Here is a 17,631-nt window from a genome sequence, read left to right as displayed (position 1 = left end):
GACAGTTCAATGGATCAGTTTCATGACATACGCCCTTACAACGACGATGAGGTCGCCGGGGTGTTACAAAATTTGGTAAATACCCCCGACTTTATCGACACGATTGTCGGCTTTAAATTTACTAAATGGCCACAGTGGACACGTGGATTCTTAGCGATGGTCGTTAAGCACGTATTGCAAAAGGAAGTGCGCAAAATAAATGATGTGCACGCATTCCAGATGCAAGTGGCCGACTACATGGAACGTATGATCAAAACCACCACCAGCAATGTGGAATACCGTGGGATTGAGAAGCTTGCCAAAAATGAAGGCTACTTGTTCCTATCCAACCACCGCGATATCGCCATGGATCCAGCGTTTGTGAACTATGGCTTGTATCTCAATGGTTTGGCGACGGTACGTATTGCGATTGGTGATAACTTGTTGCGCCGTCCATTCGTGTCAGACCTAATGCGTCTGAATAAGAGTTTTATCGTTAAGCGTTCAGTGAATGGGGTGCGTGAGATGATGGCGGCGTTTGGTCAGCTGTCGGATTACATTACCCATTCTCTGACGCAAGAACACTGCAATATTTGGATCGCTCAAAAAGAAGGTCGCGCCAAAGATGGCCTTGATCAAACTGATCCTGCGATCATCAAGATGTTCTACATGAGTCAGAAAAAGCAAAAAGTGGCTTTTCCTGATGCCATGCAAAATCTGAAAATCGTGCCAGTATCGATTTCTTATGAATACGATCCGTGTGCCTTTGATAAAGCTCGTGAGTTACATCAGAAATCCACCACGGGCTCGTATCAGAAAGCCGAGTTTGAAGACATCGACAGTATCCGCAAAGGTATTGTTGGCCGCAAAGGCAAAGTCATTGTCACCTTTGGCGATGTCATTGATCACAACTGTGCCACCCCGGACGATATGGTGGCGGAAGTCGATCGTCAGATTATTGGTTCGTACGCGATTCAGTCCACCAATAAAGCGGCACTGAAGGTGCTAAATGGGGAGCCAAGTGGCGACTCTGTATTTGATGAGTACATGGCGACTTGTCCAGAAGAATTGCGTGAAACGGTGCTACGTATGTACGCCAACCCACTGATTCAAAAGCAAGAGCGTGGCCTGTAATCGGCCGAATGAATACGGAGTAAGCGCTTTATGAAACCTCGGAATTCGCTACGAGCCTTAATTGGCTCGTTATTGTTTGCAGTATGCTACGGTTTGCTAACTGGCTTCACTGGTCTGTTAGCACCGCTGATTGCGTGGATGCTACCGCCTAGTTGGCGTCAGCCAGTATTGAACGTTCATAACCACATCCTGCTGTTTTTGTTCCGCGTTGTCGTGGGTGTGAAGATAGAGGTGATTGGTCGAGAAAACTTACCGGGTAAAGATACACCCGTGGTCGTTGCCGCCAATCACCAAAGTGAGTGGGAAACCTACTTGCTGCAGGTGTTGAAAACGCCAATCTCAACGGTGTTAAAGAAAGAGCTGCTATCGATCCCATTCTTTGGCTGGGGCTTGCGTATGGTACAGCCGATCGCTATTGATCGTGCTAAGCGTGCCGGTGCTCTAAAGCAAATTCTGAAACAGGGTAAAGAGCGTATCCAAGCGGGTCGCTCAGTGCTGATCTTCCCTGAAGGGACGCGCACCTTGCCGGGTAAAGAGCGTGACTTTAACAAGGGCGCTGCCATGTTGGCGTCTTCTGCGAAAGCGCCGATTTTGCCGATCGTGCATAATGCTGGACACGTTTGGCCAGGTCGTACGTGGCGCCGTTACCCTGGCACCATCACAGTAGTGATTGGTCCTTTGATTGACGTAGCTGATAAAGACACCAACCAGATCCACGAAGAGATGGAGACTTGGATGCGCACTACTATGCGTAAGCATCCTTAATCTCGGGACTTTCTTTAAGCCATAAAAAAACCGCACAGAGTGCGGTTTTTTTTGATCTGGAAATCGCTTGCTAGTGCTTGCGATTAACCTTCGTATTTTTTGAATACTAGGCTGGCGTTAGTGCCACCGAAACCGAAGCTGTTAGACATCACGTACTGTAGGTTCACGTCGTCTTGGCGTGTTACCGCTACCGGAATGTCGCCCGCTGCTGGGTCTAGCTCGTCAATGTTTGCAGACGCAACGATGAAGTTGTTTTCCATCATTAGCAAGCTGTAGATTGCTTCGTGAACACCCGCTGCACCTAGAGAGTGACCAGATAGAGACTTAGTAGAGCTGATCGCTGGGATCTCAGAACCGAATGCTTCGCGCACCGCTTGTAGCTCTTTCATGTCACCTGCTGGTGTACTTGTACCGTGCGTGTTGATGTAGTCGATCTTGCCATCAACAGTGCTCATAGCCATTTGCATACAGCGAACCGCACCTTCACCTGATGGCGCTACCATGTCGTAGCCGTCAGATGTTGCGCCGTAACCTACGACTTCAGCGTAGATTTTCGCGCCACGTGCTTTAGCGTGTTCTAGTTCTTCAAGTACTAGAATACCGCCACCGCCAGCGATAACGAAACCGTCACGGTTGGCATCGTAAGCACGAGAAGCTTTTTCTGGAGTGTCGTTGTACTTAGAAGACAAAGCACCCATGGCATCGAACATACAGGTTTGCGTCCAGCTTTCTTCTTCGCCGCCACCTGCGAACACAACGTCTTGCTTACCTAGTTGGATAAGCTCCATTGCGTTACCGATACAGTGTGCACTGGTAGAACAAGCCGAAGTGATCGAGTAGTTCACGCCTTTGATTTTGAATGGTGTCGCAAGACACGCAGATACTGTACTACCCATGGTTTGAGTAACACGGTATGGACCAACACGCTTAACGCCTTTTTCGCGTAGTGTGTCAGCAGATTCCACTAGGTTTTTCGCCGAAGCGCCGCCAGAACCAGCGATCAAACCTGTGCGGATGTTAGAAACTTGGTCTTCGCCTAGACCTGAGTCAGCAATCGCTTGCTGCATAGATACGTAAGCGTAAGTTGCCGCGTCGCCCATGAAACGACGTACTTTACGGTCGATTTCAGAATCGTCTAGGTCGATACGACCACAAACGTGACTACGGAAACCTTTTTCTTTGTAGTCTTCCGCGAAACGGATGCCTGAACGGCCTTCACGTAGGGACTCAAGAACTGTCTGTTTGTCATTGCCAAGGCAGCTAACAATGCCCAGGCCAGTTACAACTACACGACGCATAACTAATGTGCCTCTTATACTCTTAATCTTTTAGAAGTTATCTGTGGATGTGAACAAGCCTACACGTAGGTCTTTCGCCGTGTAAATCTCTCGACCATCTACAGACACACTTCCGTCAGCAATGCCCATTACAAGCTTGCGTTCGATTACGCGCTTCAGGTTAATGTGGAACGTTACTTTCTTAGCGGTAGGCAGAATTTGTCCTGTGAATTTCACTTCACCAGAGCCCAATGCACGACCGCGACCTTTGTTGCCTTTCCAACCTAGGAAGAAGCCAACAAGTTGCCACATAGCATCAAGACCTAAACAACCTGGCATCACTGGATCGCCAGGGAAGTGGCATTCAAAGAACCAAAGGTCTGGGGTGATATCCAATTCAGCAATGATTTCACCTTTTCCGAACGCACCGCCTTCAGTAGAGATGTGGGTGATTCGGTCTAGCATTAGCATGTTGCCAACAGGTAGCTGAGCGTTACCTGCGCCGAACATTTCGCCGTTGCCGCACTTTAAAAGTTCGTCTTTATCAAACGATGAAGCTGTAGTCATTATAGTCCTATATCCACCACTCATGTATTTACCTAAGCAATTGAGCGTGTGGTCCAGTTAGCAGTATGAAAATCCATGGGATTATATCGGTTCGGGGAAGTAATATGAATGTTTGTGCGGAAAAAAACCAATTCAGAGTCGGTAAAAGTACGTTTTTTTTGTCTATTTACGTAACAAAAAGACAAAATTTACACAGATGAAGCCGAAGGGTTAGCATAAAAGCCCCTTGTTTTAGAGGGATTTCGAAGCGGTATCACGACAGGATAGGAGCGAAAGTGAGCAGAATTACCTACCAACAAAAAAACTTATCGGTATCGGATGGGGAGTTATCCGTTCACTTACATTTGCTCAATGACGCCCCCCGAACCTTACACTTCCTGCATGGCAATGGCTTTGCAGTACGCAGTTACGATGCTTTGCTCGAAGGCATCGTCGGGCAAGATAATCTGATGTTGCAAGATGCGGCGGGGCATGGCTTATCTCCCGCAGGGGAGCAGTTTGTCGGTTGGGAACGCTCTTCAGAGCGCTTTCAGGCGCTGTTAATGCAGCAACGCGAACAGCACGATTGGTCCACTCTCGTTGGCTTAGGTCATAGTTTTGGCGGTTGTATGACCCTATTAATGAGTGCCCGTGAACCGAATTTGTTTCAAAAGAATATTTTGTTGGATCCAGCTTTTTATCCGCCGGAAATGATTGCGCAACTGATGGCGCTGGATCCCCATGAAAAAGCACGTAAGTCTTTATTGGTACGCCAAACCGAACGTCGTCGCACTCATTGGGCTAATTCTGATGAGGTGATGGATAGCTTGCGTAGTCGTGGTGCTTTTATCGGTTGGCAAGAGCGTTGCCTAGCAGACTTCGTCACAGCATCGACTCATGATAATGATCAAGGTGAGCGTGAACTCAACTGTCCGCCATGGTTGGAGGCTGCTGTATTTGGCAGTTCACCGCGAACCTTATGGCAATCTCTAGAAGGCATCACCACTCCCACGTTCGTACTGTGGGGTACGGATACCCATGAGATGTTCCAAGCGTCCTATCGCTTGGCGCAAACGCTGAATCCAAATTTACATTTTATTGAAGTGCAGGGCGATCACTGCTTTATGATGCAGTTCCCAAATGAAACCGCTGAATTGGTACGAGCGATTATAGAGCGTGGGGAAGAGGGCGTCCGAGCGCTGGCGCACTCGGACTTTGTCATCAGTTACGGCGGTTAACCGCAGCGTTGGCAAGGCTGACCAAGGCTTGTTTGTAATCCGTGTCGGGTAAGCAAGCGATGGCGGCAATCGCCAGTTCTGCTTGTTTCTTTGCTTCGTTTTCCGTGTATTCGATGGCGCCACAATCACGTACGTCAGCCAAGATGGCATCTAGGTGGTCAAGGCCGCCTGTTTCGATGGCGGAACGAACGCGTGCTTTGGCTTCATCGGTGCCGTGCTTCATGGTGAAGATTAGTGGTAGCGTTGGTTTGCCTTCTGCCAAATCGTCGCCGACGCTCTTACCCATTTCTTCTGCGGTAGAGACATAGTCCATCACGTCATCAATCAGCTGGAACGCGGTGCCTACATACATGCCGTATTGGCGTAATGCTTCTTGATGCTCGATGCTGGCTTCTGCGACGACGGCACCACACAAAGCCGCACCTTCAAACAGTTTTGCAGTTTTGTATTGGATGACCTTGATGTAGCTTTCTTCGGTGGTGTCTGGATCGCCACAGTTGATTAACTGCTGCACTTCACCTTCGGAAATGATGTTAGTTGTGCCAGATAGGATTTCCATGCACTGGAAGCTGCCTACATCCACCATGATTTGGAACGCGCGCGTGTAGAGGAAGTCACCGACTAGTACGCTCGGAGCATTGCCCCATTCTTCATTGGCGGTTTTTTTGCCGCGACGCATATCGGACTCATCGACCACGTCATCATGCAGTAGCGTAGCGGTATGGATGAACTCAATGATTGAGGCCATTTTTACAGCGTTGCTTAAAGTAGATGCTGTTAGACCAGTACTCGGCTGTGCGGCGCGAGCGGCTAGTAGTACCATCAATGGGCGTAAACGTTTACCGCCATTGCTGATAATGTAGTAACCAATTTGCTCGATGAGAGGGATTTCGCTCTTAAGTTGCGAAACAATGTAGTCGTTTACCTGACCGAATTCATCGGCCACCACGTCATGAAAATTAGTAGATTGCATGGAACTTCCGAAGCTAAAAAATAGTCAAGCTGAACAGCAAGAGGCGTCCATGCTAGGTAAGCTCCCACACGGGGTCAACCCAAAACCGTAAAAATACTGTTCAGAGTGTGATTTGGGTTGTGTTTGCTGGTTCTCTTTTGTACAATTCGGCGTCCGATTTGCCCACATTTTTGCTCCCTATCATATGGTGAAGTGTAAGTCTTTGAATGGCATGCATTTACAAGCCACTAGAAGTAGGTCAAATACAATCCAGTAGCCGGGCAAATTCATTTGGAGATAGATAAATGTTTGCAGTGATCAAAACAGGCGGTAAGCAATACCGTGTACAGGAAGGTCAAACTCTTAAAGTTGAAAAACTAGCTGTTGAAGCTGGTTCTGCTGTTGAGTTTGCTGAAGTTCTTCTTGTAAGCAACGGCGACGACGTTAAAGTTGGCGCTCCAGTTGTTGAAGGCGCGAAAGTAACAGCTGAAGTTGTTGCTCACGGCCGTGGCGACAAAGTTAAAATCTTGAAATTCCGTCGTCGTAAACACTCTATGAAACGCCAAGGTCACCGTCAGTGGTTCACAGAAGTGAAAATCACTGGTATTAACTAATTAAGCGTTTACAGATTCAATATTTAGGAGTAAATCATGGCTCACAAAAAAGCTGGTGGTAGTACTAAAAACGGTCGCGACAGTCAGTCGAAACGCTTAGGTGTTAAACGCTTTGGCGGCCAAGTTGTTGTACCAGGTAACATTCTAGTTCGTCAACGTGGTACTGAATTCCACGCTGGTGAAGGCGTACGTGTTGGTAAAGACCACACTCTATTCGCTGTTGCTGAAGGTCAAGTGAAATTCGAAGTTAAAGGTAAGTTCAAGCGTCGTACAGTTTCTGTCGTAGCTGCTGCTTAATCGCTTCGCGAATCACAAAAAAGAGCTCCGCAACGCGGGGCTTTTTTTTTGGAAAAATCCTATAATCAGTGCCACTGAGTTCTGATAACGCACCTAAGAGGTGATTTTGTGAAATTTGTTGATGAAGCCACGATTTACGTTCGCGCAGGTAAAGGTGGTAACGGCTGTTTGAGCTTCTGGCGAGAAAAATTTGTCGCGAAAGGTGGCCCAGACGGCGGCGATGGTGGTGACGGCGGTAGCGTGTATTTGGTGGCAGATGATTCCCTGAATACCCTGATTGACTTCCGCTTTACCAAAAAGTACATCGCGGAAAACGGCCAAGGTGGTATGGGCCGTGATATGACGGGTTCTAAAGGTGAAGACCTTGAAGTTAAAGTGCCAGTGGGTACGACAGTGATCGATGAAGACACTGGCGAAACACTAGGTGACTTGGTCGCTCCTGGCCAGCGTCTTAAAGTGGCTCAAGGTGGTCACAAAGGTTTAGGTAACACGCGCTTTAAATCCAGTACTAACCGTGCGCCGCGTCAAACGACCAAGGGTACGGAAGGTGAAGAGCGTAACCTTAAGTTGGAAATGAAAGTGTTGGCGGACGTGGGTCTATTAGGTTTGCCAAACGCAGGTAAGTCGACGTTTATCCGTTCGGTATCGTCTGCTAAGCCAAAAGTGGCGGATTACCCGTTCACGACCTTGGTGCCAAACTTGGGTGTGGTAAAAGTTAAGAAACACCAGAGTTTCGTTATTGCCGACATTCCTGGGATTATCGAAGGTGCAGCGGAAGGTGCCGGTCTAGGTATCCGTTTCTTGAAGCACTTGGTGCGTAACCGAATCTTGTTGCACATCGTTGATATGGCGCCGTGGGATGAAATTACACCAGCGCAAGCGGCAGTGATTGCTGTCAACGAGCTTCATGAGTTCTCGCCAACTTTGGCGGAGAAGCGTGATCGTTGGTTGGTGTTGAACAAATTGGATATGGTGCCAGAAGACGAGCGTGAAGAACGTTGCCAAGCCGTGATTGATGCGCTGGGTTGGGAAGGTCGCACTTACCGTATTTCTGCGATTGCCGCAGAAGGTACCGAAATCTTGTGTCTTGACTTGATGACCGCATTGGATGAAATGCGTGAAAATCTAGCCAATGATGAAGCTGCGCAAGCAGAAGAAAAAGCTATCCGTGATCTCATCGATGAAGAAGGTCGTGAGCGTATCCGTCTATTACGCGCTAACCGCCGTCGTGCAGCGCAAGATGACGACGATGACTTTGATGATGACGATTACGATGTGGACGTGGAATACGTTCGTTAACTTTTAGTGAGATAAGCAGTAAATGGAAATGAGAGAGAAGATTGCATCCGCTCAGCGAGTGGTTGTGAAGATAGGCAGTGCTTTGTTGACGAACGATGGCCAAGGTCTCGATGTTGCAAACATTGGTCTATGGGTGGCTCAGATTGCGCAGCTTCGCGCTCAGGGCAAGGAAGTGGTGTTGGTGTCTTCGGGTTCCATTGCCGCTGGTATGAAACGCCTAGGCTTCTCTACTCGACCGACCCAGGTAAACGAACTTCAAGCTGCAGCGGCCGTTGGTCAGATGGAGCTGGTGGGCGTTTACGAATCTCACTTTGAAGTACATGGCCTGTGCACTGCGCAAATCCTGTTAACCCATGAGGATTTGTCCAACCGTCGCCGTTACTTAAACGCTCGATCTTCCTTGCGTACGCTATTAAACCTAGGTGTTGTACCCATTATTAATGAGAACGACACCGTTGTAACCGATGAGATCCGCTTTGGCGATAACGATACCTTAGGTGCTTTGGTCGCGAACCTAGTGGAAGCGGATGCGCTGATTATCTTAACGGATCAAAAAGGTTTGTATGATAAAAACCCTCGTGATCATAAAGATGCAACATTAATCTCGCATGCTTCGGCAGGGGATGAAAGCTTAGACGCAATGGCCAGCGGTGGTGCTGGGGTGTTGGGGACAGGCGGTATGTTGACCAAGGTGCGTGCAGCGCGTCTGGCTGCCCGTTCTGGGGCGCATACGGTGATTGCATCGGGACGTGAGGGCAGTGTGATTCTGCGTGTAGCCATCGGTGAGAATATCGGTACTTGGTTGCAGCCAGAGCATGACCGCTTGTCAGCGCGTAAACAATGGTTAGCGGGTCACCTAAAGAGTCGTGGTACCCTGATCCTAGACGATGGTGCGGTACGTGCACTGCGTCAGTCTGGCACGAGTTTGCTGCCAGTCGGTGTTAAGGATGCAGAAGGCACTTTCTCTCGTGGTGACATGGTGATGTGTGTGGATCAGAGCGGCCGTATCGTGGCGCGAGGCTTGGTTAACTACAGTATCGCGGAAACGCTTAAGTTGCTTGGTAAGCCGTCGACAGAGCGTGCTGGTATCTTAGGTTATGAAGGCGAGCCTGAACTGATTCACCGCGATGACTTAGTGGTTAATTAGAGGAAAGGTTTACACATGGCAAAGCCAGGTAAAGTTGGATTAGAGCGTGTGCTGGATGCAACGCGTTATTCTTATCAAGGGCTGCGCGCACAATGGCGTTATGAAGCGGCTTTCCGTCAGGAAGTGTGGCTGTTTTTAGTGGCACTGCCCTTGGCCCTATGGTTAGGTGATTCGGCGCTGGAAAAAGCGCTGATGATTTTCTCAGTAGGTTTGGTGTTGGTGGTGGAAACCATCAACTCCAGCATTGAAGCGGTAGTGGATCGCATCAGTGATGAGAAGCATGAGTTGTCAGGCCGTGCAAAGGATTTAGGTTCGGCGGCGGTGATGCTGAGCTTGAGTTTGGCGGGTGTGGTATGGCTATTCCTACTGTTTAACTGAGTGCTGGCACTCAGTTAACAACAGACATAAAAAAACCGGCATAAGCCGGTTTTTTTATGGGATTAGGCCAGTGCTTTGATTTTAGCACTCAAGCGGCTCTTATGACGAGCTGCTTTGTTTTTGTGATATAGGCCTTTGTCAGCAGCTTTGTCTAGCTTAGATGTCGCTACTACGTATGCTGCTTGAGCTTCTTCTTTGTTACCTGCTTCAATAGCTGCATCTACTTTTTTCAAGTATGTGCGCACCATAGAGCGCAGGCTACCGTTGTGAGCGCGATGCTTGATCGCCTGGCGCGCACGTTTTTTTGAACCGGCGGAGTTTGCCACAGTCTGGCTCCTTCAATCTTTCAATAATTATAACGACACAACGGACTGTTGTATCGCCTGTGAATGTCAAGTTTAACTTGAAAATCTCGCGGCGGATTTTACCAGCTTTTGGCTTTGCTACAACCCCAAACACACATAATTACTCTGGAAAAGTACATTTTTTGGCTGTTTGAGCATCAGCTAAATGCTATTCTTGCTCAAATTTATCGTTAGAACATGATCTTATGTCAGACTCCCAATTGATTAAATCCCGATCACTTTTGCGCTCTGGATTGCTGGTTTCTATTTGTACATTCGCTTCGCGAATCCTTGGATTAGCGCGCGATGCAGCATTGGCTTATGTCTTGGGGGCGAGCGCTGGTGCCGACGCCTTTTATGTGGCATTTAAGATCCCCAACTTCTTCCGGCGCCTGTTTGCCGAAGGCGCGTTTGCTCAGGCTTTTGTGCCGGTACTGAGTGATTATCGTGTCAATCAAGGGCATGATGCGGTGCGCGAACTGGTGTCTGCAGTGACTGGGTCGTTAACCTTAGTGTTGTTGGCTGTGACGGCAGTGTTTATGGCGGCGTCACCTTGGGTGGTGTATGTATTTGCACCAGGCTTTGCTGATAACGCAGGGCAATTGGCGCTGGCCTCTCATCTACTGACCATTACTTTCCCGTATTTGCTGTTTATTTCGTTAACCGCCTTGGCGGGCGGAATTCTAAACGCTCATGGTCAATACGGCGTGCCCGCGATCACGCCAATCTTCTTAAATATTTCGTTGTTGGTGGCGACACTTGGTTTTGCGACCAGTGCTGGGCAAGCGGAATTAAGCATCGCGTGGGGGGTGTTTGCTGCAGGTCTAGTACAGCTGTTGTTCCAGGTGCCCTTTCTAGCACGTCTAAAGTTACTACCACGACCGAAAGTAGGTTTCTCCCATCCTGGTGTGAAGCGCATTCTGCTGCTGATGGGACCTGCGTTATTCGGTGTTTCAGTGGGGCAGATTAACCTGTTGCTCGATACGGTTCTGGCGTCATTGTTGGAGACCGGCAGTATTACTTGGCTGTACCTTTCTGATCGTTTATATGAGTTACCTCTAGGGATCTTTGCTATCGCCATCAGTACCGTGATCTTGCCGTCCTTGTCCCGTAGCCACTCCAGCCAATCTGCGGAGCGCTTTGCTAGCACCTTGGATTGGGGATTGCGTTTGTTGTTGTTGATTGCGGTACCTTCGGCGTTAGCATTGTGTATTTTGGCGAAGCCTATTCTCGCCACCGTGTTTTATCGCGGTGAGTTGACGGCGCACGATGTTGATATGGCGGCCATGAGTTTGCAGGCCTATTCTGTTGGTTTGGTGTTTATGATGCTGATTAAAGTGTTGGCGCCTGGTTACTATTCGCGCCAGGACACCAAAACGCCGGTGAAAGTTGGTTTGATCGCCATGGTGGCGAATATGGTGTTTAACCTGATCTTGGTCTGGCCATTGGGGCATGTTGGCTTGGCGCTGGCGACCAGTCTTTCGGCAGGCTTGAATGCTTTACTATTGTGGATTGGCCTGCACCGTGATGGCAGCCATCGTTTCTCGAAACAATGGTGGTTGATGTTGCGGGTGTTGCTGCTTGGCTCTGCGCTGTTGTTGGCGTGGCTATGGTTTTATCACAGCTTGAATATCGCTTGGACAGAGATCTCTAGTTGGCAGCGTGTGCAGCATATGCTGCTGGTGGTGGGTGTTGGTGTGTTGGCGTATGGCGTAGGTTTGCTATTGGGTGGCCTAAGAATGCGTCATTTACGCGCTCAAGATTAGGTTGTGATGGGCTTGCTCCCTACCTTTGCGAGGGGGAGTGCTATATAATCGCGGTTATTTTTTCAGCGGCTAATAGGTTTTATGCCGGTACGAGGTGATATGGAACTGGTTCGGGGTATTCACAATATCCAAGCAGCGCAACGTAATGGCGTGCTCACAATTGGTAATTTTGACGGCGTACATCTTGGGCATCAGGCGATCCTGAACCGAGTGAAGTCGTTAGCAGAGCACTATCAAGCGCCGTCTGGGATTATGATCTTTGAGCCGCAGCCGCGCGAATTTTTCGCACCGCAGGATGCGCCAGGGCGTTTATCGCGATTGCGTGACAAGGTGGCACTGCTGTCCAAACATGGCATTGACTATGTGTTGTGTATGCCATTTAACAGTCGCCTGCGTAATTTAGACGCCAATGCTTTTTGCCAGCAAGTGCTGCATGACGGTTTAGGCGTGAAGCATTTGGTTGTCGGTGATGACTTCCGCTTTGGCTGTGATCGACAAGGTAATTTTGATTATCTAGAAGCCTTTGGTTCACAGCACGGTTTTGATGTGGAAAGTACGTCTTCCATTCTAAATGGGGAAGGTTCGCGCATCAGTAGCTCGCTAGTGAGACAATGCCTAAATCAAGGTGATATGGTGTCAGCAGAAGCTATGATGGGCCATCCGATTACTATGGGTGGCCGAGTGGTGGGCGGACAGCAATTAGCGCGTCGTTTGGGTTTCCCAACCGCCAATGTGTTTTTAAAAGGTGTCACGCCTGCCTTGTCAGGCGTGTATGCTGTAACCGTGCCAGTGGACGGTCAAGAATATTCCGGTGTGGCCAACATCGGAGTTCGCCCAACAGTGGATGGCAAGACGCCAATCCTTGAGGTGCATCTATTTAATTTCAGTGGCAACTTGTACACCCGTTACCTAGAGGTGACATTCCGCCACTTTATTCGACCAGAGCGCAAAATGAGCGGTTTGGAAGAACTAGAAAAACAAATTCAATGTGATAAAGAAGAAGCGCTACGTTTCTTTTCCAATCAGTGACCGATGATCTTTGAGGATAAATCGAATAACCATGAGTGATTACAAATCAACGCTGAATTTGCCAGATACTGCCTTTCCAATGCGCGGTGATTTGGCAAAACGTGAGCCAGCAATGCTTAAACGCTGGCAAGATATGGACTTGTACAACAAAGTACGAGCAGTAAGCAAAGGCCGTAAATCTTTTATTCTTCATGATGGCCCTCCATATGCCAACGGCAGTATTCACATTGGTCACGCGGTTAACAAAATCCTCAAAGACATTATTGTTAAATCTAAAACCGTAAGTGGATTCGATGCGCCATACATTCCTGGTTGGGACTGTCACGGTCTGCCGATCGAGCACAAAGTTGAGCAAATGATCGGTAAAGCGGGCGATAAAGTATCGTTCAAAGACTTCCGCGCAAAATGCCGTGAGTACGCTTACTCGCAAGTAGAAGAGCAGAAGAAAGACTTTATCCGCCTAGGTGTGATGGGCGACTGGGAAAACCCATACCTAACGATGAACTTCGTGACGGAAGCGAACATCGTGCGTTCACTGGGCAAGATCGCGGAAAACGGCCACCTAGTAAAAGGCTTCAAGCCAGTTTACTGGAGTGTGGTGGGTGGCTCTGCACTAGCGGAAGCGGAAGTGGAATACCAAGATAAAACCTCCTTGTCGCTAGATGTGCGTTACGCACCGCAAGACGAAGCCGCGTTCCTTGGCAAATTCTCTGATGTAGAAGGCGAAGGTAAAGTCTCCGTTGTTATCTGGACCACAACACCTTGGACACTACCAGCGAGCCAGGCGGTATCGATTCACCCAGAGTTCAACTATGCGCTAGTTGAAGTAGACATGGGCGCGGGTAAAGAGCGTCTAGTGTTTGCTGAAGATATGGTCGAAGGCATCATGAAGCGTTACGGTCAAGAAAACTACCGTATCGTGGGTCGTGTTGTGGGCGCAGATCTTGGTGGTCTTGTGCTTAACCACCCATTTATGGAACGTGACATCCCAGTTCTACTGGGTGAGCACGTGACAGCAGATGCCGGTACAGGTTGTGTACACACGGCACCTGACCACGGTGTAGACGACTTTAACGTTGGTCGTGCGAACGGTATCGGTACCATCAACCTAGTACAAGACAACGGTGTTTACTCAGAAGCAGCAGGTGAGTTCGCGGGTATGCACGTGTACAAAGTTGACGACGCTGTACTAGAAGCCCTAGGCCGTAATAATGCCCTAGTGTTCCAATCTAAGATTTTCCACAGCTACCCACACTGCTGGCGTACTAAAACACCTTTGATCTTCCGTGCGACACCACAATGGTTTATTAGCATGGATGAGAAAGGTCTACTAGACGATGCCAAAGAAGCCGTGAAAGGTGTGAAATGGACGCCTGCATGGGGTCAAAACCGCATGGAAGGTATGTTGAACAACAGTCCGGACTGGTGTGTATCGCGTCAGCGTACGTGGGGTGTACCAATTGCCCTGTTCATCAACAAAGAAACACAAGAACTTCACCCAGAGACTCCACGCCTAATTGAAGAAGTGGCTAAACGTATCGAAGAAGTCGGTATGGATGCATGGTTCGATCTAGACCCAGCAGAGCTACTAGGTGATGAGGCTGATAAGTACAGCAAGGTAACCGACACGCTAGATGTATGGTTCGACTCGGGTGTGACGCACTACTCAGTGATCGATCAACGCGACGAGCTAAGCTTCCCAGCGGATCTTTACCTTGAAGGTTCGGATCAGCACCGTGGTTGGTTCCAATCATCGTTGAAAACATCGATCGCGATCCGCGGTGTACCACCATATAAAGGTGTTCTAACACACGGTTTCACGGTAGATGGTGACGGTCGTAAGATGTCTAAGTCCCTGGGTAACGTTGTTTCACCACAAAAAGTGATGGAAACATTAGGTGCTGACATTATTCGTCTTTGGGTGGCTGCGACAGATTACACGGGCGAAATGACCGTATCTGACGAAATCCTAAAACGAGTAGCGGACGGCTACCGTCGTATCCGTAACACGGCTCGTTTCATGTTGGCGAATCTAACTGGCTTCAACCCAGCAACAGATTTAGTGGCGCCTGAAAACATGATCGCGCTAGATCGTTGGATCGTTGACCGTGCAGCACAGCTTCAAAAAGAAATCGACGAAGCCTACAACGAATACCAGTTCCACTCAGTGGTTCAGAAGATCCAAAACTTCTGTTCGTTGGATCTAGGTGGTTTCTACCTAGACGTGATCAAGGACCGTCAGTACACGACGCAAGAAGACAGCCTTGCACGTCGTTCTGCACAAACCGCGCTGTACCATATCGCTGAAGCCTTCACGCGTTGGATCTCACCAATCTTGAGCTTCACAGCGGATGAAATCTGGGAGTCTCTTCCAGGTGAGCGTACCGAGTCGGTATTCCTAGATACTTGGTACCAAGGTCTATTTGAACTAAGCGGTGACGAAGCTCTGGGTCGTAACTTCTGGAAACAAGTGCTAGAAGCGAAAATGGCGGCTAACAAGGTGCTTGAGTCAGCTCGTAAAGACGGCAAGATCAAAGCAAGTCTAAGCGCGGAAATCACGCTTTACGCGGATGCTGCTCTGGAAGAAACACTAGCGAAGCTAGGCGATGAGCTACGTTTCGTGTTGATTTCTTCTGAGGCAAAAGTCGCTTCTCTAGCGGATGCTCCAGCGGATGCGGTCGCAACAGAGCTTGAAGGTCTGAAAGTTGCGGTAGCCGTTACTGAGTACGAGAAATGTACGCGCTGCTGGCACCACCGTGAAGAAGTGGGCAAACGTGAAGCACACCCAGAGTTGTGTGATCGTTGTATCTCGAACTTGCCGGAAGGCGAAGGCGAACAACGCCACTTCGCTTAATGCTTATGACAGCGATGCTAAAACGAGTCCAGCGCTGGTGGGCGCTGGCAATCGCTGTTTACGCTCTGGATTGGGTAACCAAACAGGGCGTAGAAGCGAACTTACACTATGGGCAGGAGATTCCTCTTCTGCCTTTCTTTGATTTGACGTTGCGTTACAACACGGGTGCAGCTTTTAGTTTTTTAGCCGAAGCCGGCGGTTGGCAGCGTTGGTTTTTTTCTTTGATTGCTATAGCCGTAGTGGTGGGTATAAGTTGGCGCTTATCGAAAATAGGCCACACTCACAAACTCGAAGCCTTGTCCCTAACGCTGATTATGGCGGGTGCGATTGGTAATTTGCACGATCGCTTGGCATATGGGCATGTGATCGACTTTATACAGGTTCACTGGCAATCTACTTGGTATTTTCCTGCGTTTAACATTGCCGACAGTGCTATTACTATTGGTGTGGTGTTAATGCTGGTTGAGGGGCTGTTTCAAAAAAGTCCCAAGGGTAAACAGAATGACGATTAATGAACAAAGCCGTATTACCTTGAACTTTGAACTGGCGTTGGAAGATGGCCAAATCATCGATTCAAACTTTGATACGAATGCAGCGCAGTTTACCTACGGTGATGGTAGTCTGTTGCCTGATTTTGAAGCAGTGCTGTTGGGGTTGGTTGCTGGGGATGAGAAGACCTTTACCATGCCACCAGAAAAGGCGTTCGGTGCTCGCAACCCAAGCAATGTTCAAACTTTGGCGCGTAGCCAATTCGGTATGGATATTGAGGAAGGTATGGTGGTGTCGTTCTCGGATTCTGCCAAAAATGAATTGCCTGGTGTGATTAAATCAATCGGCGATAGCCAAGTAGAAGTAGACTTTAATCATCCGCTTTCCGGCCATACCTTAACGTACCGCGTCAAAATCGTTGCGGTAGAGGAGGCCTAATGTCCTTTGCTATTCAGCTTGCTAATCCACGTGGCTTTTGTGCTGGTGTTGATCGTGCTATTGAAATCGTAAAGCGTTGCTTGGATATCTTTGAAGCACCGATCTACGTACGTCATGAAGTGGTGCATAACAAATTTGTTGTGGAATCATTAAAAGAGCGAGGCGCTATCTTTGTTAATGAGTTGGACGAAGTGCCAGACGATCAAATCGTTATCTTCAGTGCCCATGGTGTATCGCAAGCTGTGCGTAACGAAGCCGATCGTCGTGGTCTGAAGGTTTTCGATGCCACTTGCCCATTGGTTACCAAAGTACATATGGAAGTAGTGCGTTATTCCCGTGATGGTATGGAATGTATCCTGATCGGCCACGATGGCCATCCAGAAGTGGAAGGTACCATGGGGCAATACGATGCCAAAAACGGCGGCGCTATTTACCTAGTGGAAACACCTGCAGATGTAGCGACTTTGAAAGTGCAGGATCCGTCGCGTTTGGCGTTTGTTACGCAGACAACATTATCGATGGATGATACTTCAATTGTCATCGATGCTCTGCGTCAGCACTTCCCTGAGATTCAAGGTCCCAAGAAAGACGATATCTGCTATGCCACGCAAAACCGTCAAGATGCGGTGAAGACCTTGGCGCAAGAATGCGATCTCGTTCTAGTGGTTGGCTCGGTTAACAGTTCTAACTCGAACCGCCTACGTGAATTGGCAGGGCGCATGGGGACAGAAGCGTACTTGATTGATAATGCCAGTGAGATCAAACCGGAATGGTTGCAGGGTATTAAAGCAGTTGGCATTACAGCCGGCGCCTCCGCTCCGGAAGTGTTGGTCAATGAAGTGATCGAGCGCTTGAAAGCGGAAGGGGGCGAAGACCCACGTGAACTTGAAGGTCGTGAAGAGAATGTTTCCTTCTCCATGCCTAAAGAACTGCGTATTGTTGAAGTGCATTAACCTCCCAATGCAGGCACTTTTAATTAATTAAAACTTTTTTCAAAAAAGTGCTTGCATTAAAAATCCGCGACGGTAATATACGCACCCACTGACACGGCAGACCACCACGGACTGCACCGCGAACTGGAAACA

The 17,631-nt window shown here is 48.7% G+C and carries 18 protein-coding genes; 14 read left to right on the top strand and 4 right to left on the bottom strand.

Going from position 1 to position 17,631, the window contains the following annotated elements; translation table 11 throughout:
* Positions 1 to 9: 9 nt before the first annotated feature.
* Together ACOSVP_RS12630 and ACOSVP_RS12625 are read left to right on the top strand one after the other, a co-directional pair.
* Positions 10 to 1,113, top strand: coding sequence for a 1-acyl-sn-glycerol-3-phosphate acyltransferase (locus ACOSVP_RS12630; RefSeq protein WP_487347868.1), 1,104 nt, complete (start codon positions 10 to 12; stop codon positions 1,111 to 1,113).
* Positions 1,114 to 1,143: 30 nt separating this feature from the next.
* A complete protein-coding gene (locus ACOSVP_RS12625) occupies positions 1,144 to 1,878 on the top strand; it encodes a lysophospholipid acyltransferase family protein (protein WP_487347867.1) in 735 nt (244 codons plus the stop codon).
* Between the two features lie 83 nt (positions 1,879 to 1,961).
* On the opposite strand, the gene fabB is transcribed toward ACOSVP_RS12625, so the two are convergent.
* Positions 1,962 to 3,176 carry a beta-ketoacyl-ACP synthase I gene (gene fabB, locus ACOSVP_RS12620; protein WP_487347866.1) on the bottom strand — a complete coding sequence of 405 codons (1,215 nt, stop codon included), beginning with the start codon at positions 3,174 to 3,176 and terminating at the stop codon, positions 1,962 to 1,964.
* A 30-nt stretch (positions 3,177 to 3,206) separates the two neighbouring features.
* A complete protein-coding gene (fabA, locus tag ACOSVP_RS12615; RefSeq protein WP_487347865.1) occupies positions 3,207 to 3,722 on the bottom strand; it encodes a 3-hydroxyacyl-[acyl-carrier-protein] dehydratase FabA in 516 nt (171 codons plus the stop codon).
* Between the two features lie 275 nt (positions 3,723 to 3,997).
* On the opposite strand from fabA, the gene ACOSVP_RS12610 reads away from it, so the two are divergent.
* Positions 3,998 to 4,939 carry an alpha/beta fold hydrolase gene (locus ACOSVP_RS12610; RefSeq protein WP_487347864.1) on the top strand — a complete coding sequence of 314 codons (942 nt, stop codon included), beginning with the start codon at positions 3,998 to 4,000 and terminating at the stop codon, positions 4,937 to 4,939.
* On the opposite strand, the gene ispB is transcribed toward ACOSVP_RS12610, so the two are convergent.
* On the bottom strand, positions 4,923 to 5,912 hold the full coding sequence (gene ispB, locus ACOSVP_RS12605; protein ID WP_487347863.1) for an octaprenyl diphosphate synthase: 990 nt from the start codon (positions 5,910 to 5,912) through the stop codon (positions 4,923 to 4,925). The genes ACOSVP_RS12610 and ispB overlap by 17 nt on opposite strands.
* Before the next feature lie 284 nt (positions 5,913 to 6,196).
* Here ispB and rplU point away from each other — a divergent pair, with 284 nt between their 5' ends.
* From rplU to ACOSVP_RS12580, 5 genes are all read left to right on the top strand, one after another.
* Positions 6,197 to 6,505, top strand: coding sequence for a 50S ribosomal protein L21 (rplU, locus tag ACOSVP_RS12600; protein WP_487347862.1), 309 nt, complete (start codon positions 6,197 to 6,199; stop codon positions 6,503 to 6,505).
* 36 nt (positions 6,506 to 6,541) lie between these two features.
* Positions 6,542 to 6,802 carry a 50S ribosomal protein L27 gene (gene rpmA / locus ACOSVP_RS12595; RefSeq protein WP_055462841.1) on the top strand — a complete coding sequence of 87 codons (261 nt, stop codon included), beginning with the start codon at positions 6,542 to 6,544 and terminating at the stop codon, positions 6,800 to 6,802.
* 108 nt (positions 6,803 to 6,910) lie between these two features.
* Positions 6,911 to 8,101 carry an Obg family GTPase CgtA gene (gene cgtA, locus ACOSVP_RS12590; RefSeq protein WP_487347861.1) on the top strand — a complete coding sequence of 397 codons (1,191 nt, stop codon included), beginning with the start codon at positions 6,911 to 6,913 and terminating at the stop codon, positions 8,099 to 8,101.
* Positions 8,102 to 8,123: 22 nt separating this feature from the next.
* On the top strand, positions 8,124 to 9,248 hold the full coding sequence (gene proB / locus ACOSVP_RS12585; RefSeq protein WP_487347860.1) for a glutamate 5-kinase: 1,125 nt from the start codon (positions 8,124 to 8,126) through the stop codon (positions 9,246 to 9,248).
* A 15-nt stretch (positions 9,249 to 9,263) separates the two neighbouring features.
* Positions 9,264 to 9,626 (top strand): diacylglycerol kinase, encoded by a 363-nt coding sequence (locus ACOSVP_RS12580; protein WP_487347859.1) that lies wholly within the window; start codon positions 9,264 to 9,266, stop codon positions 9,624 to 9,626.
* A gap of 62 nt (positions 9,627 to 9,688) precedes the next feature.
* On the opposite strand, the gene rpsT is transcribed toward ACOSVP_RS12580, so the two are convergent.
* Positions 9,689 to 9,952: a 30S ribosomal protein S20 gene (rpsT, locus tag ACOSVP_RS12575; RefSeq protein ID WP_487347858.1), complete on the bottom strand. Its 264-nt coding sequence runs from the start codon at positions 9,950 to 9,952 to the stop codon at positions 9,689 to 9,691.
* A gap of 224 nt (positions 9,953 to 10,176) precedes the next feature.
* On the opposite strand from rpsT, the gene murJ reads away from it, so the two are divergent.
* The 6 genes from murJ (at position 10,177) to ispH (ending at position 17,499) form a co-directional block, all read left to right on the top strand.
* Positions 10,177 to 11,736 carry a murein biosynthesis integral membrane protein MurJ gene (gene murJ / locus ACOSVP_RS12570; protein ID WP_487347857.1) on the top strand — a complete coding sequence of 520 codons (1,560 nt, stop codon included), beginning with the start codon at positions 10,177 to 10,179 and terminating at the stop codon, positions 11,734 to 11,736.
* A gap of 99 nt (positions 11,737 to 11,835) precedes the next feature.
* Complete coding sequence (gene ribF / locus ACOSVP_RS12565) at positions 11,836 to 12,765, top strand: bifunctional riboflavin kinase/FAD synthetase (protein ID WP_487347856.1); 930 nt, start codon at positions 11,836 to 11,838, stop codon at positions 12,763 to 12,765.
* Positions 12,766 to 12,796: 31 nt separating this feature from the next.
* On the top strand, positions 12,797 to 15,619 hold the full coding sequence (gene ileS / locus ACOSVP_RS12560; RefSeq protein WP_487347855.1) for an isoleucine--tRNA ligase: 2,823 nt from the start codon (positions 12,797 to 12,799) through the stop codon (positions 15,617 to 15,619).
* A 5-nt stretch (positions 15,620 to 15,624) separates the two neighbouring features.
* Positions 15,625 to 16,131 (top strand): signal peptidase II, encoded by a 507-nt coding sequence (gene lspA, locus ACOSVP_RS12555; protein ID WP_487347854.1) that lies wholly within the window; start codon positions 15,625 to 15,627, stop codon positions 16,129 to 16,131.
* Entirely contained in the window at positions 16,121 to 16,546 is a 426-nt protein-coding gene (locus ACOSVP_RS12550; RefSeq protein ID WP_487347853.1) for an FKBP-type peptidyl-prolyl cis-trans isomerase, read from the top strand. The genes lspA and ACOSVP_RS12550 overlap by 11 nt, the downstream gene beginning before the upstream one ends.
* The gene (ispH, locus tag ACOSVP_RS12545; RefSeq protein WP_487347852.1) at positions 16,546 to 17,499 is read left to right on the top strand and encodes a 4-hydroxy-3-methylbut-2-enyl diphosphate reductase; all 954 of its coding nucleotides are present in this window, start codon (positions 16,546 to 16,548) and stop codon (positions 17,497 to 17,499) included. The genes ACOSVP_RS12550 and ispH overlap by 1 nt, the downstream gene beginning before the upstream one ends.
* The last annotated feature ends 132 nt before the right edge of the window (positions 17,500 to 17,631 follow it).

The organism is Marinomonas sp. HM11-D, assembly GCF_057626615.1.
This window is presented reverse-complemented; position numbering and strand designations above follow the sequence as displayed.